The organism is Stenotrophomonas sp. GD03819, from assembly GCF_029841665.1.
Classification (GTDB): Bacteria; Pseudomonadota; Gammaproteobacteria; order Xanthomonadales; family Xanthomonadaceae; genus Stenotrophomonas; species Stenotrophomonas geniculata.
In genome coordinates, this window is sequence record NZ_JAOCEW010000008.1 from 1 (window position 1) to 20,267 (window position 20,267).

Genomic DNA, 20,267 nt, shown 5'->3' on the forward strand with positions numbered 1-20,267 from the left:
GGTTGGCCTCCCGCAGGGGTCATGAACCCGCAACGGAGAGCAGTCGAGCATGGCTCGACTCTACAAAAAGCGAAGGCCGGCGCAAGCCGGCCTTCTGCTTCTTTATTTCGCCTTGCCCTGGTTGGCCACGGCCTCAGCAGCCTTGCGTGCCGCTTCCGGGTCGCCCAGATAGCGGAACGACTGCACGGTCAGATCATCATTCAGTTCGAACAGCAGCGGAATGCCGGTCGGGATGTTCAGCTCGAGGATTTCCTCGCGCGAGACATTGTTGAGGTACTTGTACAGCGCGCGCAGCGAGTTGCCGTGAGCGGTGACCAGCACGGTCTTGCCGTCCTTCAGCTGCGGCGCGATGGCGTCATGCCAGTACGGCAGCACGCGGTCCAGGGTCGTGGCCAGCGATTCGGTGCCCGGCAGCGCGTTGCGGTCCAGGCCGGCGTAGCGGCGGTCGTGGATCGGGTGGCCCGGATCTTCCAGGTCCATGGCCGGCGGCGGGATGTCGTACGAACGACGCCACACCTTGACCTGGTCTTCGCCGTGCTTGGCAGCGGTCTCTGCCTTGTCCAGGCCCTGCAGGCCGCCGTAGTGGCGCTCGTTGAGCCGCCAGGACTTGTTCACCGGCAGCCAGTCCTGCTCCAGCTCGGCCAGCGCACCCTGCAGGGTGTGGATGGCGCGCTTGAGCACGGAAGTGTGGGCGACGTCGAACTGCAGGCCTTCCTCGCGCATCAGGCGACCGGCGGCAGCCGCTTCCCGGCGCCCCTGCTCGGTCAGGTCGACATCGACCCAGCCGGTGAAGCGGTTGTCCAGGTTCCACTGGCTCTGGCCATGGCGCAACAGTACGAGTTTACGGGTCACTGCAAGGTCTCCAACGCGAGGAAAGGCAGGCCGCCATTGTAGCCCCGGGCGCCACTCACCGGGCCGTGGCGCCGCGCATGCGATGCTGCGGTCAATGAATACGGTGATCGACCCCGGACGCTGGGAAGGCAGCGTCGCCACTGCCCGAGCGCAGCAGATCCAGCTGGCCGGCCGCGTGGAGCGCCAGGACCGCTTGCCCCGCGACATGCGCTGGCTGGCCGGGCTGGATGTCGGCTTTGAAGACAACGGCGCGATCACCCGCGCCGCGGCGGTGCTGCTGGATGCGAAGACGCTGCAGCCCGTGGCGCAGGAGATCGCGCGGATTCCTACGGTGATGCCCTACATCCCCGGCCTGCTCAGCTTCCGCGAACTGCCGGCACTGCTGGCCGCGCTGGCGCTGCTGCCGCGGGCGCCGGATCTGGTGTTCGTCGATGGCCACGGCATCAGCCATCCGCGCCGGCTGGGCGTGGCCGCGCATCTGGGCGTGGTCACCGACCTGCCGAGCATCGGCGTGGCCAAGTCGAAGCTGGTGGGCCGGTTCGTCGAGCCGGGCGCCGAGGCCGGTGCACATACGCCGCTGCTGGAGGGCGATGAACAACTGGGCTGGGTGCTGCGCAGCAAGGTGCGCTGCAAGCCGCTGTTCGTGGCCGGCGGCCATCGGGTCAGTGCCGATACCGCGCTGGCCTGGGTGCAGCGCACCCTGCGCGGTTACCGGCTGCCGGAGCCGACCCGGCTGGCGGATCGGCTCGCCTCGCGACGGGATGAATAGCTGCGCCGGGGATCTCCCGGCACGCGCGTCATCTACGATCAGCGATGCACGTGACCGCGATGGCCCTGCGCGTCCTCGCCGTGGTCATGGCCTTCATGGCCCTCGTGCTCGCCGCCCTTGGCCGGCACCGGCTCACCACAGGCTTCGCCGCAGTGGTCCGCTTCGATCTGCAGTGTCACGTGCTCGATGCCGAAGTCATCGTGCAGGCGCCCGCCCAGTTCACGGCGCAGCGCATCGGCATCGGTGCCGTCGCGCATCACGATGTGCGCGGTCAGCGCCGGCGTGCTGGAAGCAAGCGCCCACACATGCAGGTCATGCACATCCAGTACCGCAGCGTGGCCGGACAGGCTGTCACGCACCCTGGCCACGTCCATGCCCTTGGGCACGCCTTCCAGCAGCACGTTGATCGCCTCACGCATCAACACATAGGTGCGCGGCAGCACCCACAGGCCGATCAGCACCGCCAGGATGGGATCGATCGGCTTCCAGCCGGTCCACTTGATCAACAGCGCGCCGGCGATCACCGCCACCGAGCCAAGCATGTCCGCCCACACTTCCAGGTAGGCGCCCTTCACGTTGAGGCTCTCGCCGCTGCCGGCCTGCAGCAGGCGCATCGAGATCAGATTGATGACCAGGCCCGCTGCGGCAATCACCAGCATGCCCGACGAGGCAATCTCCTGCGGCTCGCGGAAACGCCCAATGGCCTCCCACAGGATGTAGCCAGCGACCACGAACAGCATCGCACCGTTGATCATCGCGCCCAGCGCTTCCAGGCGCGCATAGCCGTAGGTCCGGCGCGCGTCGGGCGGGCGACGGCTCAGCCGTACCGCGACCAGCGCGATCATCAGCGCCAGCGCATCGGTGGCCATGTGCGCCGCGTCGGACAGCAGCGCCAGGCTGTTGGTCCAGAACGCGCCCACCACCTCGACGACGAGGAAGGTGGAGGTCAGGCCGAGCGCCCACCACAAGGGTTTCTCGTGGCGGATCTCGGATGGCAGGTGATCGTGGTCGTGGCCCATGGCAACAGCTCCTTTGCGATGCGGTGCAGGCTACGCCGTGCTGGCGGGGGAGACTATTACGGTGTTTATAACATTGCAGGCGTACCGGTCCGGAGCCGCCAGGCATGCCTGGCGAGCCCCGTGGAACGACGCCGGCCTGGGTCAGAACCCGAAGCGCAGGCTGGCCCAGTACGCGCGGCCCGGCTCGTTATACGTCGCCGCACCAGCATCACTGCTGTTGGCCTCGCGGAACAGGCGCTTGTCAGCCAGGTTGTTCACACCGAAACCGAAGCTGACCGTGTCGGTGACCTTGTAGCGCGCGCTCACGCCCCAGATGTTGTAGGCGCCGCGATCCTGCAGCGCCACCGACGGATCGCACGTGCCGGTGCAGCGCGGGTCGTTGTTGATGTTGGTGGTGGCCGGCTTCTGCTTGCCGTAGAACGTGCCGGTCAGCAGCAGAGACAGCTTGTCGGTGGCCTGCCAGTCCAGCATCGTGTTGACGGTGTACTTCGGAATCACCGACAGCGGCTGGCCGGTGCTCTTGTTCTCGTTCTCCACCATGTAGGTGAAGTTGTTGCTCCACTTCAGGCGGTTGCCCTGCTCACCCAGCAGCGGGATCACCAGGTTGCCTTCAAGCCCCTGCACGATCGCCTTGGGCGCGTTCTCCCAGCGGAAGATGCGGCCCCTGGTGTCGGCAGTCAGGCCGATCTGGGTGTAGCCGGCCTGGATCTTGTCCTTGTAGTCGTTGTGGAAGTAGGTCAACGACGCCTGCCAGCCGCTCTGCGGTGCCCACTCGATGCCCAGTTCCTTGTTCAGGCTGGTTTCCGCCTTCAGGTCCGCGTTGCCGCGCATGTAGCAGCCGGCGCCCAGGCTCGGCAGTGCATTCGGGCAGCCATTGCCACGGGTGTAATACAGATAGTCCGGATTCGACTGGTACAGGTTCGGTGCCTTGAATGCACGGGCGATACCCCCCTTCACCACCCAGTCGCTGTTGATGCGGAACTGCGCATTGAGGCTGGGGCTGGTGTTGTTGCCGAACTGGCTGTGATGATCGAAGCGCAGGCCCGGGGTGACGATCCAGCGCTCACCCAGGTAGATATTGTCTTCCACGAACACGGCGGTGGTCTGCGCGTCGGACTTGCCGCGCGCGCGATCGGCCGACAATCCCGGGAGTCCGCCGCCACTGCTGCTGGACTGGCTCATCGAATACGGGTCGGTCAGGCGGCTGTCCAGGTACTCGAAGCCCAGCGTCCAGATGTTCTCGGCACCGCCCAGCGTGGTCGGGAAACTCACTTCGCCATCCAGCTGGTAGTTGCGCAGGCGCGAGGTCGACCAGTCGGTGCCGTTGAAGCTGCCCTCCGGGCCACCGGCCAGGCCTTCGTTGATGCGCGAGTTGTTCACCGCTTCCACCGCGGCCGTCACCCGCGAGGTGACATCGCCCCAGCGGCCACGATGGGTGATCGCGCCGGTGTTGCGGTACATGCGGTTGGTTTCCGCCTTGTCCTCGGCCAGGGCGGCCAGATCGATGCCGGTCGAAGTGCCGGTGGTGCTGACCGCGCGGTCACCCGCATAGATGTTGCCCTGGCGGCTGGTGCCGGCCTCGAACTCGACCACCTGGTTGGCGGTCACGTCCCAGCGCAGCAGCGCGTTGACATCGCGGTTCTTGACGCCCTCGCGGCCAGCCGGCGGCACTGCGTTCGGGTTGGTGGCGTACTGACGGTTGAGGTCCAGCGAGTCGGCGTCGGTCTTGTTGAGATTGCCGTACAGGCGGAACGACAGGGTATCGGTCATCGGCCCACTCAGCTGCAGGCCGACACGCTCGCTGCCACCTTCGGCGCTGTGCTCGGGCACCAGCCCGTACAGGTCGACCGCACCGGTCAGGTCGCCGGTCGGGCGCTTGGTGATGATGTTGACCACGCCGCCAGAAGCACCGGAGCCGTAGCGTGCTGCCGCCGGACCGCGCAGCACTTCGATGCGCTCGATCATCTCCGCCGGCACCCAGTTGGTATCGCCACGGGTATTGCGCTCGCCGCTGCGGCCCATGCGCACGGCATCGCGGGCACCGATGCGCTTGCCATCGACCAGGATCAGGGTGTTTTCCGGGCCCATGCCGCGCAGATCGATCTGGCGGTTGTTGCCGTACTGGCCCGAGGCACTGTTGCCGGTCAGGTTGACGCCGGGCATGGTGCGCAGCAGTTCGGCGATGTCGTTGGCCGGCGGGCGCCGGGCGATGTCCTCGGCGGTGATGGTCGAGGTACCCAGTGCCTGGCGCGCGATCTGCGAGGCGGTGACGTGCACCGTGTCGATATCGGTGGCGTCGGTTTCAGCCTTGGCGGTCAGGGCGCTGCCCGCCAGCAGGGCGGCAACGGCAAGCGCCAGCGGGCGCGGCGAAAGGACAACGGCAGGAGACATGATCAGGACCTTCTGGCAGGGCTACGGGGCCTCTGGCAAAGGGCTTGAGGCAACGACGAGGGGGGAGGCGGAGCAGTCCTGCAGGCACCTGCAGCCCGTTCCGTGCGCGCATTCTCCCACTAATGAGATTGATTCTCAAATGCGTTCACTCATTGCCGCAGCGGTGCCAATGTGGTTTGCGCACCGTGCAACCCTGCACCGCGCGTAAACTGGTCGGCTAACCCGCCATCAACCGTACGCCGCCGCGGCCGATACCCGTGGTTTGCCGTACGCAGTCAGAGATCGACGTGGAACCACCCCAACTGGACGATGCCAGCCAGCCGCTGGCCGAGGCCTGGCAGCATTGCCTGCTGCAGGCCGGCCCTGCCGCCACCGCGCTGCTCAGGGCCGCTGCCACCGATGCCCCACCCGCGCTGGCCCAGCGCTTTTACGAAGTGCTGCTGCAGGACGGGCGTGCCCGCCGCTTCCTGTCCCACGACCAGGTCAAACAGCGCCTGCAGCCGGCCATGCAGCGCTGGCTGGTGCAGCTGCTGACCACCGATGCCGACGGTATTGCCAGCACCGTTGCCTCACAGCGCGTGATCGGCGATGTGCATGCCCGGGTCGGCATTCCGGTCGATCTGGTCACCCGCGGCGCGCGCGTGCTCAAGCACGAACTGTTCGTGCGCCTGCGCGACGACGCGCCCGACAGCGCCACCGCGTTCGCCGCCATCGACTGCCTCAGCGCGATCATGGATATCGCCATGGAAGGCATGACCCTGGCCTACACCCATGCACGCGAGCGCTCCACCCGTGCCGATGCTGCGTACCGGCTGTTCTCGCTGGTGCAGAACGTCGGCACCGAACGCGAGCGCCAGCGCGCACTGCTGCTGGACTGGGAGAACGCCCTGCTCTACGCACTCGCCGGTCATGTGCAGGCCAGCGACAACGCCAGCCTGGCCACCTCGGAGTTCGGCCTGTGGTTCACCCACAAGGGCATCCCCAGCTTCGGCGAAAGCAGCGAAACGCAGCAGGTGGGCCAGTTGATGGCCCGCATTGACGGCCACCTGCAGCGGGCCAGCGGCGATGCCCCGGCACAGCGGCTGGCGGTGCTGCCGGCCATACGCGAGGACCTGGCCGCCATCCGCACCCTGATGACACTGCTGTTCGAGCGCATCGGCGAACTGGATGCCGGCAGCGATGCCCTGACCAATCTGCTCAACCGCCGCTTCCTGCCCACCGTGCTGCGCCGGGAAATCGAGCTGGCCACGCGCAACCGCACACCGTTCTCGCTGCTGCTGCTCGACCTGGATCATTTCAAGGCAATCAACGACGGCCATGGCCACGATGCCGGCGACCGCGCGTTGCAGCACGTGGCTGGCCTGCTGGGGCAGCTGACACGCGGCAGCGACTATCTGTTCCGCTATGGCGGCGAAGAATTCGTGGTGGTGCTGGTCGCGGCCAGTGAATCCCAGGCGGAAGTGATTGCCGAAAGCCTGCGCCGGCAGATCGCGCAGTCGCCGGTGGCACTGGCCAACGGGCAGGTGCTGGCCTTGACCGCCAGCATCGGTGTGGCCGGGCACGATGGCCATCCGGATTACGAGCGGTTGATGGCGCGTGCCGATGCTGCGATGTACGAGGCCAAGCGCAGCGGCCGCAACCGCGTGGTGGTGGCCAGCGACGCGTTGCAGGATGCGCCGGGGCGGCGGGCATTGCAGCGGTGAACCGGCGGAAATGAAAAATCCCGATGGTGGTGGATTCGACTGTTGGTCGACTACCGCGCGCAACGCGGGTTTTTTGCCGTCGGAACGAAGAGCAGTCGACTAACAGTCGACTCTACCGACAGTCGACTCTACCGCTTCGCACCGCGGCCGATGCAGTGAGCGCCGCCACTCGCCACGCCCCCCACCACAGCACTGCCAACAGCGCGATGCCGGCCCCCAGCATGCAGACCGCCGACCAGCCATGGCGCGCCTGCATCCAGGGCCCGGCCGCCGCGCCTGCACCGCTGCCCACGGCATAGAACAGCATGTACAGCGCCACCAGGCGACCATGCTGTTCGCCCGGCGCGCGCAGCAGCAGGGCCTGGTTCGCTACATGCAGCGCCTGCCCACCAAGATCCAGCACCACCACGCCCAGCAGCAATAGCGGCAGCGACTGCGGCAGGCCCAGCAGCGGCCACCACGCGGCAAGCATCAGCAGCAGCGCGCCGAGACTGACGCGATGTGCAAATCCGCAGTCCATCCAATGCCCGACCCGCGCCGCAAGCAGCGCACCCACCACGCCCGCCAGGCCCAGTGCACCGATGGCCGCGGTCGACCAGTGCAATGGCGGTGACGACAAAGGCAGCGGTGCCGCCGCCCAGAACACATTGAGGCCGGCAAACAACAGCAGTGCCAGCGGTCCACGCTCGCGCAGCGTGCGATCAGTGCGCAACATGCCCCACATCGAGCCCAGCAGATCGCGCCAGCGCGGCGGCACCACCGGCACCGGCAGCGCGGGCAGGCGCCGCCACAGCAGCAGCGCCAGCATCGCTGTCACGCTGGCAGACAACAGATAGACGGCGCGCCAGCCCAGCGCGGAGGCCACCCCACCCGATACAACGCGTGCCAGCAGCAGGCCGATGAACACCCCGCCCTGCACGGCGCCGACCACGCGCCCACGCTGCTCGACCGGCGCCAACGTCGCGGTGTACGCAATCAGGCCCTGCGTGAGTGCAGTGCCAAGCAAGCCGGCCAGCAGCATGCCCGACAGCAGCCAACCGGCAGTGCGCGCGGCCGCCAGCCACAGCACCGCCGCCACCAGCGCCAGCAGCTGCAGAAGCAGCAGGCGGCGACGATCACCGCGGTCGGCCAATGGCAGCAATCCCAGCAAGGCCAGCACGCTGCCGGCCTGGGTCGCCGCCACCACCGCGCCCGCCGCAGCCCGATCCAGTGCGAAGGCCTGCGCCAGCTGATCCAGCAGCGGCTGTGCGTAATAGACGTTGGCAACACTGGCACCGGCGGCAACCGCGAGCAGCACCTGCAGGGAACGGGGAACGGGGATGGCGCCCATGATTGTAGTTTCATTTTGCAACTTGATGCAGGTTAGTAGCATTGGTTTTAAACTGCAACCACATTCAGCGGAACCTGCCATGCACGCCAACAGCCCCTGCCCTGTCGCCCGCAGCGCCGACCTGCTCGGTGATCGCTGGGCCTTGCTGGTGATCCGCGACGCGTTCGACGGCGTCACCCGTTTCGGGGACTTCCAGCGCAGCCTCGGCGCAGCGCGCAACATCCTCAGCGATCGCCTGCGCAGGCTGGTCGAGGCCGGCATCCTGCAGCTGCAGCCGGCCTCCGACGGCTCGGCCTACCAGGAGTACGTGCTCACTGCCGCCGGACTGGAACTGTTTCCGCTGCTGGTCGCGCTGCGCCAGTGGGGCGAGCGGCATCGCTTCGGCGCTGGCGAAGCCCACTCTTCCCTGATCCAGCGTGACAACGGCTCAGCCGTGCCCTACATGCAACCGCTGGACACCCACGGGCAGCCACTGCCCGCGCACGCTACCGTGGTGCGCAAGCTGTAGACGCCCCCCCCGAATGGGGGACTCGACAGGGTCACCGGTGTCAAATAGCATTCAATTGCAATTGCATACGGTTCTCATTGACATCGGCGATGGCCGCTCCCACCTCTCCTTCTGCTGCCGGCGCTGCGCCGGCCAAGCGCGTGGCGCGCGGTAACGGCCATGGCCTGCTGTGGGCCCGCGGGCTGCTGGCGCTGCTGGGCGGTTACGCCGTGGCCGCCTGCTGGGCCGGCGCGCTGGCGCGTCTGCTGCCGGTCGCCAAGGCCGATGCCACCCTGGTGGCCACCATGGCCGCGTTCGTGGTCTACGCACTGGCCGCCATCTGGGCCTACGCCGCGCGCAGCACCCTGCGTGCCGCTGTGGGCCTGCTGGCCGCGGGCGCCCTCGCTGCGCTGATCGCCTGGCTACTGCGCGGGACCTACGCATGAGCAGCGCCGACAACCTGGGCGGCATCCGCCAATCGCAATCGGTGCTGCACACCTGGTCGGGCCTGGTGGTCGGCTGGGTGCTGTTCCTGATTTTCATTGCCGGTACCGCGTCGTACTGGAAGGAAGAACTGACCCGCTGGATGCAGCCGGAAATCGGCCTGCCCGCCGACGCCACGACCGCCGTCACCCAGGCCCAGCAGTTCCTGGCCCACACTGCACCCGACGCGCAGCGCTGGAGCATCGAACTGCCGGATTCGCGCAGCAGTGCCACCACCGTCAGTTGGCAGGCGAAGGGCGAAAAGGAACGCCGGCGTGGCCAGCGCAATCCCAACCAGGCCACGCTGGATGCCAACGGCACACCGGCGCAGGTACGCGAGACACGCGGCGGCAACTTCTTCTACCGCCTGCATTTCGATCTGCACTACGTGCCGGTGCTGTGGGCGCGCTGGTTCATCAGTGCCTGTTCCATGCTGATGCTGGTAGCGATCATCAGCGGTGTCATCACCCACAAGAAGATCTTCACCGACTTCTTCACCTTCCGCCGCGGCAAGGGCCAACGCACCTGGCTGGACGGCCACAACGCGCTGGCGGTGCTGTCGCTGCCGTTCCATCTGATGATCACCTACACCGGTCTGATCACCCTGATGACGCTGTACATGCCGTGGGCAGTGGATTCGAACTACCCTGGTGGCCGCGATGCGTTCTTCGCCGAGCTGTTCCCGCGCACGGAAAAGGTCGAGCCCATTGGTATGGCCGCTGCGCCGCCCGCGCTGGCCCAGGTGCTGCGCCGCGCGGAACTGCAGTGGGGCGGTGGCCATGCGGCGTCGCTGCAGATCGACCAGCCAGGTGATGCGTCCATGCGCATTTCCGTGCGCCGCCAGCAGGCCGACCAGATTGCCGGGGCCAACGACACGCTCACCTTCGACGCGCGCGGCGAACTGCTGGATGCTGCCCCACCACGCTCGGCCGCCGTGGTCACCCGCGACGGCATGATCGGGCTGCACGCCGCACGTTTCGCACCCACCACGATGCGCTGGCTGTTCTTCCTGTCCGGCGTGGCCGGCACGCTGATGGTCGCCACCGGGCTGGTGCTGTGGACGGTGAAGCGGCGCACCCAGTTGCCCGATCCTGCGCGTCCGCACCTGGGTTTCCACATTGTGGAACGCCTGAACATCGGCTTCGTCAGTGGCCTGCCGGTGGCCATGCTGGCCTTCCTGTGGGGCAACCGCCTGCTGCCGGTGGAACTGGCCAACCGCAGCGATGCCGAAGTGAAGGTGTTCTTCTACGCATGGGCGGCCTGCCTTCTGCACGCGCTGCTGCGCCCGGCCCGACGCGGCTGGGTGGAAGAACTGGCGTTGGCCGGCGTGTTGGCGCTGGGCCTGCCGCTGTACAACCTGGTGGTCTGGCAGGGTGGCGCGGTCAGTGCGCTGGCCAGCGGTGATGGCGCCCGGGCCGGCATCGACATCGGCCTGCTGCTGATCGGCGCCAGCCTGCTGTGGGCCGCGCGCAAGGTGCATCGTTTCGTGCCGGCGCAACGCAAGCCCCGTACCGCACGCGCGGCCCCGGCTGCCGAGGCCAGCGCATGAGCGTGCTCGCCCTGCTGCTGGCTGCCGTCGGCTTCGTCTGTCTGGCGCTGGCGATGGAACGCCACCACCGCGACGTCACCGGTCAAGCACCCGCTCCGGCGCGCCGCCGCGTGCTACGCCTGCTGGGCGCTGCCGCGGCGGCGGCCAGCCTGGCACCCAGCATCGCGGCGTGGGGCGTAGCGCAAGGGTTTGTGGGCTGGTGCGGCGTACTCGCCGCCGGCGCCGGGGCCATGGTGCTCTGGCTCAGTTTCCGCAGCCCAGCCAAGCCGGCGCCACGCCCGTCTTCCCGTTCCTGAACTAGAAAGGTCATTCCATGAAGCACACGCACTCTGGCGCCCTGCGCCGGAACGCCCTCGCCTTGTCACTCGCCTGTGCCGCCGCTCCGGCGTTCGCCCAGGAAACCGTGCCGACCACCACCGAACTGGACCGGGTGATGGTGACCCAGCGCACAGAGGGCTACCAGGTCTATGGCACCAACACCGCCACCAAGCTGCCGCTGACCCTGCGCGAAACGCCGCAGTCGCTGACCGTGTTCACCCGCCAGCGCATCGAGGATTTCAACCTCATCACGATTTCTGAGGTGCTGCAGCAGACGCCGGGCGTCACCATTCAGTCGTATGACAGCAACCGCACGCTGTTCAACGCGCGGGGCTTTGCCATCAACAACTTCATGTTCGATGGCATTCCCACCAACTACACCACCGGCGCCGGCGGCAACTCGATCCTCAGCGACACGTCCATCTACGAGCGCATTGAAGTAGTGCGCGGCGCCAGCGGCCTGGTCACCGGCTCGGGCAACCCGTCGGCCACGGTGAACATGGTGCGCAAGCGCCCGACCGAAACCTTCCAGGCCAGCACCAGCCTCAGCGCCGGCTCGTGGGATTACAAGCGCGCCGAAGTGGATGTGTCCGGCCCGCTCAGCAAGAGTGGCCGCGTACGCGGGCGCTTCGTCGGCGCCTACACCGACAAGGAAAGCTGGGTGCGCTTCCAGCATGACAAATCCCCCAGCCTGTACGGGGTGATCGAAGCCGACCTGACCGACAGCACCCGTCTGCGCGCGGGCATCGATTACCTGAAGACCGGTTCCGACGGCGGCGCCTGGAGCGCCTCGCCGCTGTACTTCCGCGATGGCAGGCGCGCGCACATGCCACGTTCCTACAGCGCCGCAGCGCGCTGGAACGAATGGAACCGCGAAAGCACCAACTACTTCGCCACCCTGGAACAGCAGTTCGGCGCCGGCTGGAGTGGCCGCCTGGCCTACAACCATCGCGCCACCGACACCGATTCGCTGCTGCTGGCCGGTTCCAACACCGGTAACTGGGCCGACCCGGTCACCGGTCTGGGCCTGCGCATTGCCGATACCTATTCGGTGTCGGAAACCCGCGAAGATGCCTTCGACCTGTACGCCTCCGGTCCGTTCCAGCTGTTCGGCCGTTCGCACGAGCTGGTGATGGGCATCAACCACTACGACCGCGACCTGGACACCATCCGCGCCGGCATCACCTCGCGCCCGTACGACGTGGCTGCCTTCCCCAGCATCTTCAGCTGGGACGGCAACATCGGCAAGCCGACCACCTTCAACTACGGCATTCCGTCGAATACGGTGAACACCACCGAGACCGGCTACTACGCCGCGGTGCGCCTGAACCCGATCGACCCGCTGAAGATCATCGCCGGCGCGCGCTATTCCGATTACCGCACCACCACCGACAGCTACAACACCGACGGCGTGTTCACCAGCCGCAGCGCGCGCACCAGCGCCCATGAGCTGACCCCGTACGTGGGTGTGCTGTACGACCTGAGCAGCAGCATCACCGCCTTTGCCAGCTATTCGGACGTGTTCCAGGCCACCGCCCGGCGCGATATCAACAACCAGCTGCTGGACCCCACCACCGGTGGCAACTACGAGTACGGCCTGAAGGCCGACTTCTTCGGCGGCCGCCTGTACGCGGCGTTGAACGGCTTCTACATGAAGCAGGACAACGTGGCCGAGCTGGACCCCAACGGCGGCGAGATCAAGCTGCCCGATGGCAGTTCGCCGTACATCGCCAGCCGCGGCATCACCACCCAGGGCGGTGAATTCGAAGTCTCCGGTTCGATCAACGACCACTGGAGCATGACCGGCGGCTACACCTACAGCTACAGCAGCAACCCCGATGGCAGCCGCTTCGCCAGCACCAGCCCGATGCACCTGGCCCGCTTCAACACCACCTGGACCCATGGCCAGTGGACGCTGGGCGGCGGCGTGAGCGTGCAGAGCGAGATCTACCAGATGCAGCCCATTCCCACCGGTCGCTTCAATGCCAACGGCACCCCGGTTACCGCCACCGGCAAGATGAGCCAGGGCGGCTACGTGCTGTTCGACCTGATGGGCCGCTACCGCATCAACGACAACCTGAGCGTCGGCGTGACCGTCACCAACCTGTTCGACAAGGTCTACTACCGCAACGTCGGCTTCTTCAACTCCGGCTATTGGGGTGAGCCGCGCCGCGTGCTGTTCAACCTGCGCGCGAAGTTCTGAGCAACGGCGCAGCATCAGAGGCGGGCCTTCGGGCCCGCTCTTTTTTGTTCAACGAATGGAGATTCTCAGAATCTGCGACTGCGCTGGTGGATGATTCTGCTTCATCCACTCAGCACATCCTTCATGACAGAACAGGATCATAAGCCAGCAGTCCCTCGCATCAGCTCCATGTTGGCGCGCATCAAGCGCCCGAAGGTGGCAGCACCTTTCAGTAGGACAGAGAACTATGTGGTCGCCGGAATGGTCTTGCTTTTCCTGCTCTGTGTTGGGTGCATACAGCTGGTGGAAGCTGGCTTGCTGTCACTGGAATCAGGCAGGTCGCTTGCGCTTCCTATGGCAGCGGTGATCATTCTGCTGGGCGCGGTCTTTGCTGTTGTTCAAGTCATCCAGGTTGCCCAGCTGGTGTTGAACGGCTGGAGCGACATGGCCGGTCGGATTGATGTGAATGTCGAACTTGACTCTGCTTTCGTCGAAGATCTTTCTCGTTGCGAGGCAGAAGAACTGGACCGGCACTCCAAGCTCATCGATCAGGAGGCAAAGTTTCTCTCCCGACGTGCCGGGCTGGCCTCAGGTGCCAGTACCATCAGCGCGTTGGTCATCAATCTGCTGAGCGTCGGCTCAGGAAACCAGGCTCTGGAGTGGGTTGATGGTGCAAAACTGATCATCACCTGCTGTAGCTTGGGCATGTTGATTGGCTCGGCAATGGTGATGATATTCGCCGGAAAGCTGGAGAAGATCTCCGGTCTGCTCAAGCTTGCTGCTGAGAGAAGCTCACTGCGGGAAGACCTCACTCGGTGACTCGCAACCAGCACGATTGGCACAGTGACCCCCACCTTCGGCGCATGCTGTCGGGGCGTGCAACGGCGTAGCATCAGGGGCGGGCCTTCGGGCCCGCCCTTATTAATTGCCCGCCAAGGAAACAGCCCATGCTGCACCGTGCCCTGTCCCGCCCTGCCCGCCTGCTGCTGCCACTGGCCCTGCTGCTGGGCACGCCGCTGCTGCAGGCCCGCGAGGTGGCCACACCTGCCGAGCACGTGGATGCCGATGGCCCGTATGTGTTCCGCGTGGGCGACCAGCTGCGCGCGAAGTGGATCTGTGGCGACCAGGTACAGATGCGCACCCTGCCCGCCACTGCCAGCGGCACCGATTTCAGCCCGCAGTGTGGCTACGCCCACAGCGTGCACGTGCCGCCGCCGGCGGCACCATTGGTCTCCGTACTGCCGGCGGTACCTCGCATCGTCGCGCTGTCCGACATCCACGGCCAATATGGGCTGCTGGTGCGCCTGCTGCGCGCCAACCGGGTCATCGACGCACAGGACAGCTGGGCGCTGGGCAAGGACACCCTGGTCATCGCCGGCGATGTGTTCGACCGTGGCCCACAGGTGACCGAAGCGTTCTGGCTGCTTTACGGCCTGCAGCAACAGGCGGCTGCCGCCGGTGGCGCGGTGCACTTCGTGCTTGGCAACCACGAGACCATGGTGCTGTACGACGACCTGCGCTACGTCAACCCGAAGTACCTGCGCAGTGCCCAGCTGCTGGGGCGCAGCTACCCGCAGCTGTATGGCGCCGACTCGGTGATCGGCCAGTGGCTGCGCACCCGCCCGGTGCTGCTGAAGATCGGCGACACCCTGTTCCTGCACGGCGGAATTTCGCCCGAAGCAGTACAGCTGGCGCTGGACCCGGCGCGCACCAATGCGGCCTACCAGGCCTCGCTCGGCCTGCCCAAGGCCGAAGTGAAGGCCGACCCGGACACCGCACCGCTGTATGACGGCAAGACCAGCCCGATCTGGTACCGCGGCTACTTCGATGGCCGCCTCGACACCGCAGGGGTGCAGAAGGTGCTCGACAGCCTGCAGCTCGCGCGCATCGTGGTCGGCCACACTTCGATGCCGCACGTCAGCAGCTTCCATGGCGACCGCGTGATCGCCATCGACAGCAGCATCAAGAACGGCGAGAACGGCGAACTGCTGTTCATCGAAGATGGCAAACTCAGCCGTGGCCTGCTGGACGGTTCGCGGGTGCCGCTGGCGCAGGGCGAGCCGGGCCTGCAGGACTGAATGGCCGGAAAGCGCGAGCGCGACCGACGGCGCCGGCGCGCTCCACCTTCACCCGGTTTGCGGCTACCCTCGGCAGCCGAGAGAGGCCCACCCCGTCCATCCGGCGGGCCAGACCGTTACAGGAGCCCCCGCGCATGCGCGTTCTGATTGCTGAAGACGACCCGGATATCGCCTCCGGCCTGTGCGCCTCGCTGCGCCGGCAGGGCCATGTGGTCGACCACGTCGACAACGGCGCGCACGCCGACGCCGCGCTGGGCTCGACCCAGTACGCGCTGCTGGTGCTGGACCTGGGCCTGCCGCAGCTGGATGGCCGCGACGTTCTGCAACGCCTGCGCCAGCGCGGCGATGGCCTGGCGGTGCTGGTGGTGACCGCCCGCGATGGCCTGGCCGAGCGCGTGCGCGTGCTCGACCTTGGCGCCGATGACTACCTGGTCAAGCCGTTCGCACTGGACGAATTCGAAGCGCGCGTGCGTGCGCAGCTGCGCCGGGTCACCAGCAATGGCAACCCGGACCTGCGCATCGGCCGCCTGCGCATCGACCTGGCCGGGCATCGGGTGTGGATCGACGACCAGTCGCTGGAACTGACCGCGCGCGAGTTCGGCCTGCTGTCGGCACTGGCGGTACGCGCCGAGCGCATCGTGTCGCGCGCGCAACTGGTGGAAGCGCTGTGCGACTGGGGCCAGGACCTCACCGACAACGGCCTGGACATCGCCCTGCACCGCCTGCGCCGGAAGTTGCAGCCCGGCGGCATGGGCATCCGCACCGTGCGCGGGCTGGGCTACATGCTGGAAGACGCGCAGGACGACGGCACCCCGTGATCAGTGGACCGCCCAGCCTGCGCCGGCGCCTGCTCGCCTTCCTGGCGTTGCCGATGCTGGGCCTGCTCACCTTCAACACGATTCTGGCCTATTACGTTGCGCTGGACTATTCCAACCGCATCCACGACCGCAACCTGATCGACGACACGCATTCGTTCGCGCAGATGCTGAGTACCATGCCGGTGACCAGCGACCTGTCTCCGCAGGCGCGCTTCCTGATCGAGTACGACCCCGACGGCCATCGCTATTTCAACGTCGACAGCAGCCGCATGGGTACGCTCAGCGGCAATGCAGACTTCAGCCCGTATGCCCCTTCGCAGGACTGCACCGGCGTGCATCCGGCGCTGTACGACGGCAACCTCAATGGCCAGCAGGTGCGCATGGCCACCGTCTGCACGCAGGCGATGAACGATCCGCAGGACCAGCTGGCGGTGACCGTGGCCGAGAGCATGGCCGACCGCCGGCAGCGTGCGCGCGAGATCCTGATGATCATCATCCCGCTGATGACCATGCTGGCGCTGGGCACCGCCGCGCTGGTCTGGTTCGGCGTGACGTACGGCCTGCGCATCCTGACCCCGCTGAGGACCCGCCTGGCGCAGCGCCGCGGCGAACTGGCACCGATCTCCGATGCCGACGTGCCGGAGGAGATCCAGCCGCTGATCAGCACCATCGACGATCTGTTCGCGCGCCAGGCGGAAATGATCACCCTGCAGAACCGCTTCATCGCTGATGCCGCGCACCAGCTGCGCTCCCCATTGGCGGGCATGGCACTGCACGTGGACCAGGCGCTGGCGCACGGCGACCCGGACACGGTGCGCGAGGCACTGCAGCACATCCGCCGGCTCAACCAGCGCACGGCACGGGTCAGCACCCAGCTGCTGGCGCTGAGCCGGGCACAGACCGTGCCGGAAACGGTCGAGGCATTGGATCTCGGCGTTCTGGTACCGCAGTGGGTCGGCATGCGGGTACCGGAAGCGATCCGTGATGGCATCGATCTGGGCTACCGCGGCAGCCCCCATCCGCTGCGTGTACTCGGCAACGGCGCCATGCTGCAGGAGGCGCTGGACAACCTGATCGACAACGCCCTTCGTTATGCCGGCCGCAATGCGACGGTCACGGTGGGCGTGCATGCGCTGGACGACAATGATGTCGAACTGTATGTGGAAGACAACGGTCCCGGCGTGCCCGACGACGTGATGCCACGGCTGGGCGAGCGCTTCTTCCGGGCGCCGGGCACCGCTGCCAGCGGCACCGGCCTCGGCCTGGCCATCGCGCATGAGGCGGTGGAGCACTTCGGCGGCCGCCTGAGCTTCCTGAACCGCCCCGGTGGCGGATTGAAGGTCGCCATCACGCTGCCGCTGCTGAAGGCGCCCTGACCCGGCCCGGGGCGCTGAAAGGCTGGCGAAAATCGCGCTTGCGATCCTGCCATCCCCACTGCCGTCCCGGAGCCGCCAGGTGACCGAATCGCACGACTTCTTCCTCCCCGGTGGCCCACAGGGCGTGCTGCTGGTCCATGGCCTGACCGGCACCCCGGCGGAAATGCGCATGCTGGGCAAAGGGCTGAACAACGCCGGTTTCACCGTGCACGGTGTGCAGCTGCCCGGCCACTGCGGCACCGTGGATGACCTGCTGGCGACCACCTGGGAACAGTGGTACCAGGGCGTGGAAGATGCGGCGGAAACCCTGCGCGGCAAGGTTGACCAGCTGTTCGTCGGCGGCCTGTCGATGGGCGCGGTGCTGTCGCTGGCCCTGGCTGCCCGGCGCCCGGAATGGGTGTCCGGGGTCGGCGTGTACGGCGCCACGTTCCGTTACGACGGCTGGAACATTCCCGCCGTAGCCCGCTTCTCGTTCCTGCTGCCGTGGTTCAAGCGCTTCAACATCGGCCGCGACCGCATGTTCATGGAAGAACCGCCGTACGGCCTGCGTGACGAGCGCCTGCGTGCGCAGGTGAGCGCCGCCATGCTGTCCGGCGACAGCGCCGCCGCCGGCCTGCCGGGCAACCCCTGGCATGCGCTGGCCGAGATGCGTGCGTTGAGCAACTGGACCCGACGCCATCTGCACCAGGTCACCGCACCATGCCTGGTGATGCACGCCCGCGAAGACGACGTGGCCAGCATGGGCAACGCCGAACTGGTGATGTCGCGGGTCAGCGGTCCGAAGGAACTGGTGGTGCTGGAAGACAGCTACCACATGATCACCATCGACCGCGAACGCCGCGACGTGATCCGCCGCAGCGCGCGCTTCTTCACCGAGATCGGTGAACGCACGGGCGTGCTCAAGGCGGTGGCCTGAAATGGGGGCACTTGCCACGCTGCTGTGGCTGGCCAATGTGGTACTCGATACCGGTGGCCAGCTCGCCTTCAAGGCCGCCGCCAGCGATCCGCAGGAAGGCGAAGGACTGCAACGCTGGAAACACATGCTCAGCCGCCCCTGGCTGTGGATCGGCATCGCCTGCTACGTGCTTGAGTTCGTCGCCTGGATCGCGTTCCTGTCGCTGGTGCCGTTGTCCAAGGGCGTGCTGCTCGGCTCGATCAACATCGTCGCGCTGATGATCGCCGGCCGTTTCCTGTTCCGCGAGAAACTCACGCCGCTGCGGGTGACCGGCATGTTGCTGGTCACGGCGGGCGTGGCGGTGGTGGGGGCCGGCTCATGAGGCGCCTGTATGTCATCGGCTTCCCGCTGCTGATGGCCTTCGACACGCTGGCCCAGCTGTGCTTCAAGTACGCCGGCGATGCCGCGCTGCCGGTCGAGGCCAACACTGCGTGGCTGCTGCGCGTGCTGTCGCAGCCGTGGGTGTACGGCGCCATCCTCGGCTACGTGGGTGCGTTCTTCACCTGGATGAGCCTGCTGCGGCATGCGCCGATCGGCCCCGCATTCGCCGCCTCGCACCTGGAAGTGATCAGCGTGCTGCTGCTGTCGGCGTGGCTGTTGAACGAGCCGCTGACGCTGCACCATCTGCTCGGTGCGGTGTTGATCGTGGCCGGCATCGTCTGCCTCGGCCGCGCGGAAGCCGACGACCCGCACAGCCCCGCCGAAAGCGCCGCGTGAGCACCCTGCGATGAGCCTGTTCGCGCGCGAACTGCCACCGACGGCTGGCCTGCCGATGCAGGCCAGCGATTTCCTGCCCGGTGGTGGCGACCTGCGCGCGATCCTGGCCAGCCAGCTCGGCACACCGCCGCTGCAGTTGACCTGTTCCGGCACACACGCGCTGCTGATCGCGCTGCGTACGCTGCGCAAGCGTGCGCCCAAGCGCGACACCGTGATCCTGCCGGCCTATACCTGCCCGCTGGTGCCGATCGCGGTGCACAGCCTGGGCCTGCGCGTGCAGCTGTGCGATACCCGCCACGGCCATTTCGACTTCGACTCCGGCCAGCTCAAGCGCCTGGCCGACGCACGCACGCTGGCGATCCTGCCGACCCACCTGGGCGGGCGCATCGCCGATGTCGAGCTGGCCTGCGAGGTTGCGCGCGGCGCTGGCGCCTGGGTGATCGAGGATGCCGCGCAGGCGCTCGGTGCACGGGTCGGCAGCAGCAGTGTCGGCCTGCGTGGCGATATCGGATTCTTCAGCCTGGCCGCCGGCAAGGGCCTGAGCTTGCACGAAGGCGGCCTGCTGGTCAGCCGCGATGACGAGCTGCGTGCCGCGCTGGCCGGACATGCCGCCGAACAGGTGCGTTCCAGCCTGCGCTGGGAACTGCTGCGCAGTCTGCAGCTGCTTGGCCTGGCCGCTTGCTATCGGCCATCGCTGCTGTCGTTGGTGTACGGCAATCCGCTGCGCAGTGCGTTGCAGCGTGGCGACCTGGAAGAAGCGGTCGGTGACATTTTCCCGCTGCAGATTCCGCAGCACCGGGTCAGCCAGTGGCGGCAGAACATCGGTGCCCATGCCGCGCGGCGCCTGCCGGCCTTCCTGCAGGCAGGGCGCCTGCGTGCATTGCAGCTGCGCGTGCAGCTGGCACAGCTGCCAGCCGTTGAGGTGGTCGACGGCCTTGCCGGTAGCGGTGGCACCTGGCCGATGCTGATGCTGCTGCTGCCCAGCCAGCGCGCCCGCGATGCCGTAATGAAAGACCTGTGGCCACGCGGGCTCGGCGCCAGCCGCATGTTCATCCATGCCCTGCCCGACTACGCGTACCTGCGCGGCATCGTGCCGCAGGACGACATGCCCAACGCACGCGACTTCGCCGCACGCATGCTGACCCTTGGCAACAGTGCCTGGCAGACCCGTGAAGAGACGGCCGAAATACTGCAGGTGCTGGCCCGCGCGTGACTTCAAGACGCACGGATGGACTGCACC

At 67.1% G+C, this 20,267-nt stretch carries 19 protein-coding genes; 15 read left to right on the forward strand and 4 right to left on the reverse strand.

Going from position 1 to position 20,267, the window contains the following annotated elements; all coding sequences use genetic code 11:
• Nucleotides 1–102: 102 nt before the first annotated feature.
• Complete coding sequence (gene gpmA, locus N5D45_RS06390) at nucleotides 103–852, reverse strand: 2,3-diphosphoglycerate-dependent phosphoglycerate mutase (RefSeq protein WP_019337589.1); 750 nt, start codon at nucleotides 850–852, stop codon at nucleotides 103–105.
• A gap of 94 nt (nucleotides 853–946) precedes the next feature.
• Here gpmA and nfi point away from each other — a divergent pair, with 94 nt between their 5' ends.
• Nucleotides 947–1,621, forward strand: coding sequence for a deoxyribonuclease V (gene nfi, locus N5D45_RS06395; RefSeq protein WP_057502524.1), 675 nt, complete (start codon nucleotides 947–949; stop codon nucleotides 1,619–1,621).
• A gap of 38 nt (nucleotides 1,622–1,659) precedes the next feature.
• Here nfi and N5D45_RS06400 read toward each other — a convergent pair whose 3' ends face one another.
• Nucleotides 1,660–2,640 carry a cation diffusion facilitator family transporter gene (locus N5D45_RS06400; RefSeq protein WP_010483164.1) on the reverse strand — a complete coding sequence of 327 codons (981 nt, stop codon included), beginning with the start codon at nucleotides 2,638–2,640 and terminating at the stop codon, nucleotides 1,660–1,662.
• A gap of 141 nt (nucleotides 2,641–2,781) precedes the next feature.
• Nucleotides 2,782–5,031 carry a TonB-dependent siderophore receptor gene (locus N5D45_RS06405; RefSeq protein WP_010483166.1) on the reverse strand — a complete coding sequence of 750 codons (2,250 nt, stop codon included), beginning with the start codon at nucleotides 5,029–5,031 and terminating at the stop codon, nucleotides 2,782–2,784.
• A gap of 287 nt (nucleotides 5,032–5,318) precedes the next feature.
• On the opposite strand from N5D45_RS06405, the gene N5D45_RS06410 reads away from it, so the two are divergent.
• The gene (locus N5D45_RS06410) at nucleotides 5,319–6,734 is read left to right on the forward strand and encodes a GGDEF domain-containing protein (RefSeq protein WP_057502526.1); all 1,416 of its coding nucleotides are present in this window, start codon (nucleotides 5,319–5,321) and stop codon (nucleotides 6,732–6,734) included.
• Between the two features lie 112 nt (nucleotides 6,735–6,846).
• Here N5D45_RS06410 and N5D45_RS06415 read toward each other — a convergent pair whose 3' ends face one another.
• Entirely contained in the window at nucleotides 6,847–8,064 is a 1,218-nt protein-coding gene (locus N5D45_RS06415) for an MFS transporter (RefSeq protein ID WP_057502527.1), read from the reverse strand.
• A 79-nt stretch (nucleotides 8,065–8,143) separates the two neighbouring features.
• Here N5D45_RS06415 and N5D45_RS06420 point away from each other — a divergent pair, with 79 nt between their 5' ends.
• The 13 genes from N5D45_RS06420 (at nucleotide 8,144) to N5D45_RS06480 (ending at nucleotide 20,240) form a co-directional block, all read left to right on the forward strand.
• On the forward strand, nucleotides 8,144–8,572 hold the full coding sequence (locus N5D45_RS06420) for a helix-turn-helix domain-containing protein (protein WP_057502528.1): 429 nt from the start codon (nucleotides 8,144–8,146) through the stop codon (nucleotides 8,570–8,572).
• Between the two features lie 89 nt (nucleotides 8,573–8,661).
• Nucleotides 8,662–8,997: a hypothetical protein gene (locus N5D45_RS06425; RefSeq protein ID WP_064968320.1), complete on the forward strand. Its 336-nt coding sequence runs from the start codon at nucleotides 8,662–8,664 to the stop codon at nucleotides 8,995–8,997.
• The gene (locus N5D45_RS06430; protein WP_057502529.1) at nucleotides 8,994–10,583 is read left to right on the forward strand and encodes a PepSY-associated TM helix domain-containing protein; all 1,590 of its coding nucleotides are present in this window, start codon (nucleotides 8,994–8,996) and stop codon (nucleotides 10,581–10,583) included. The genes N5D45_RS06425 and N5D45_RS06430 overlap by 4 nt, the downstream gene beginning before the upstream one ends.
• A complete protein-coding gene (locus tag N5D45_RS06435) occupies nucleotides 10,580–10,879 on the forward strand; it encodes a DUF3325 domain-containing protein (protein WP_064968321.1) in 300 nt (99 codons plus the stop codon). Before N5D45_RS06430 ends, N5D45_RS06435 begins: the two co-directional genes overlap by 4 nt.
• 17 nt (nucleotides 10,880–10,896) lie before the next feature.
• The gene (locus tag N5D45_RS06440; protein ID WP_057502531.1) at nucleotides 10,897–13,104 is read left to right on the forward strand and encodes a TonB-dependent siderophore receptor; all 2,208 of its coding nucleotides are present in this window, start codon (nucleotides 10,897–10,899) and stop codon (nucleotides 13,102–13,104) included.
• A gap of 168 nt (nucleotides 13,105–13,272) precedes the next feature.
• Entirely contained in the window at nucleotides 13,273–13,902 is a 630-nt protein-coding gene (locus N5D45_RS06445; RefSeq protein ID WP_057502532.1) for a hypothetical protein, read from the forward strand.
• 128 nt (nucleotides 13,903–14,030) lie between these two features.
• Nucleotides 14,031–15,161: a metallophosphoesterase gene (locus N5D45_RS06450; protein ID WP_228355163.1), complete on the forward strand. Its 1,131-nt coding sequence runs from the start codon at nucleotides 14,031–14,033 to the stop codon at nucleotides 15,159–15,161.
• A 134-nt stretch (nucleotides 15,162–15,295) separates the two neighbouring features.
• Entirely contained in the window at nucleotides 15,296–15,979 is a 684-nt protein-coding gene (locus tag N5D45_RS06455; RefSeq protein WP_019337583.1) for a response regulator, read from the forward strand.
• Nucleotides 15,976–17,355: a sensor histidine kinase gene (locus N5D45_RS06460; protein ID WP_010483178.1), complete on the forward strand. Its 1,380-nt coding sequence runs from the start codon at nucleotides 15,976–15,978 to the stop codon at nucleotides 17,353–17,355. The genes N5D45_RS06455 and N5D45_RS06460 overlap by 4 nt, the downstream gene beginning before the upstream one ends.
• 79 nt (nucleotides 17,356–17,434) lie before the next feature.
• Nucleotides 17,435–18,271 carry an alpha/beta fold hydrolase gene (locus N5D45_RS06465; RefSeq protein WP_134958249.1) on the forward strand — a complete coding sequence of 279 codons (837 nt, stop codon included), beginning with the start codon at nucleotides 17,435–17,437 and terminating at the stop codon, nucleotides 18,269–18,271.
• Between the two features lies 1 nt (nucleotide 18,272).
• Nucleotides 18,273–18,632, forward strand: a complete 360-nt coding sequence (locus N5D45_RS06470) for an EamA family transporter (RefSeq protein ID WP_012479558.1) — start codon at nucleotides 18,273–18,275, stop codon at nucleotides 18,630–18,632.
• Nucleotides 18,629–19,027: a DMT family transporter gene (locus tag N5D45_RS06475; protein ID WP_019337581.1), complete on the forward strand. Its 399-nt coding sequence runs from the start codon at nucleotides 18,629–18,631 to the stop codon at nucleotides 19,025–19,027. The genes N5D45_RS06470 and N5D45_RS06475 overlap by 4 nt, the downstream gene beginning before the upstream one ends.
• A gap of 10 nt (nucleotides 19,028–19,037) precedes the next feature.
• Nucleotides 19,038–20,240: a DegT/DnrJ/EryC1/StrS family aminotransferase gene (locus N5D45_RS06480; protein WP_228355162.1), complete on the forward strand. Its 1,203-nt coding sequence runs from the start codon at nucleotides 19,038–19,040 to the stop codon at nucleotides 20,238–20,240.
• Nucleotides 20,241–20,267 lie beyond the last annotated feature (27 nt).

What these genes read in the sequence shown, in the direction of transcription:
- N5D45_RS06455 (WP_019337583.1), top strand. Translation starts at nt 15,296, where the DNA reads ATGCGCGTTCTGATTGCTGAAGACGACCCGGATATCGCCTCCGGCCTG.
- N5D45_RS06480 (WP_228355162.1), top strand. Translation starts at nt 19,038, where the DNA reads ATGAGCCTGTTCGCGCGCGAACTGCCACCGACGGCTGGCCTGCCGATG.
- N5D45_RS06475 (WP_019337581.1), top strand. Translation starts at nt 18,629, where the DNA reads ATGAGGCGCCTGTATGTCATCGGCTTCCCGCTGCTGATGGCCTTCGAC.
- N5D45_RS06425 (WP_064968320.1), top strand. Translation starts at nt 8,662, where the DNA reads ATGGCCGCTCCCACCTCTCCTTCTGCTGCCGGCGCTGCGCCGGCCAAG.
- N5D45_RS06400 (WP_010483164.1), bottom strand. Translation starts at nt 2,640, where the DNA reads ATGGGCCACGACCACGATCACCTGCCATCCGAGATCCGCCACGAGAAA.
- N5D45_RS06440 (WP_057502531.1), top strand. Translation starts at nt 10,897, where the DNA reads ATGAAGCACACGCACTCTGGCGCCCTGCGCCGGAACGCCCTCGCCTTG.
- N5D45_RS06430 (WP_057502529.1), top strand. Translation starts at nt 8,994, where the DNA reads ATGAGCAGCGCCGACAACCTGGGCGGCATCCGCCAATCGCAATCGGTG.
- N5D45_RS06450 (WP_228355163.1), top strand. Translation starts at nt 14,031, where the DNA reads ATGCTGCACCGTGCCCTGTCCCGCCCTGCCCGCCTGCTGCTGCCACTG.
- N5D45_RS06405 (WP_010483166.1), bottom strand. Translation starts at nt 5,031, where the DNA reads ATGTCTCCTGCCGTTGTCCTTTCGCCGCGCCCGCTGGCGCTTGCCGTT.
- N5D45_RS06420 (WP_057502528.1), top strand. Translation starts at nt 8,144, where the DNA reads ATGCACGCCAACAGCCCCTGCCCTGTCGCCCGCAGCGCCGACCTGCTC.
- N5D45_RS06415 (WP_057502527.1), bottom strand. Translation starts at nt 8,064, where the DNA reads ATGGGCGCCATCCCCGTTCCCCGTTCCCTGCAGGTGCTGCTCGCGGTT.
- N5D45_RS06435 (WP_064968321.1), top strand. Translation starts at nt 10,580, where the DNA reads ATGAGCGTGCTCGCCCTGCTGCTGGCTGCCGTCGGCTTCGTCTGTCTG.
- N5D45_RS06470 (WP_012479558.1), top strand. Translation starts at nt 18,273, where the DNA reads ATGGGGGCACTTGCCACGCTGCTGTGGCTGGCCAATGTGGTACTCGAT.
- nfi (WP_057502524.1), top strand. Translation starts at nt 947, where the DNA reads ATGAATACGGTGATCGACCCCGGACGCTGGGAAGGCAGCGTCGCCACT.
- N5D45_RS06445 (WP_057502532.1), top strand. Translation starts at nt 13,273, where the DNA reads ATGTTGGCGCGCATCAAGCGCCCGAAGGTGGCAGCACCTTTCAGTAGG.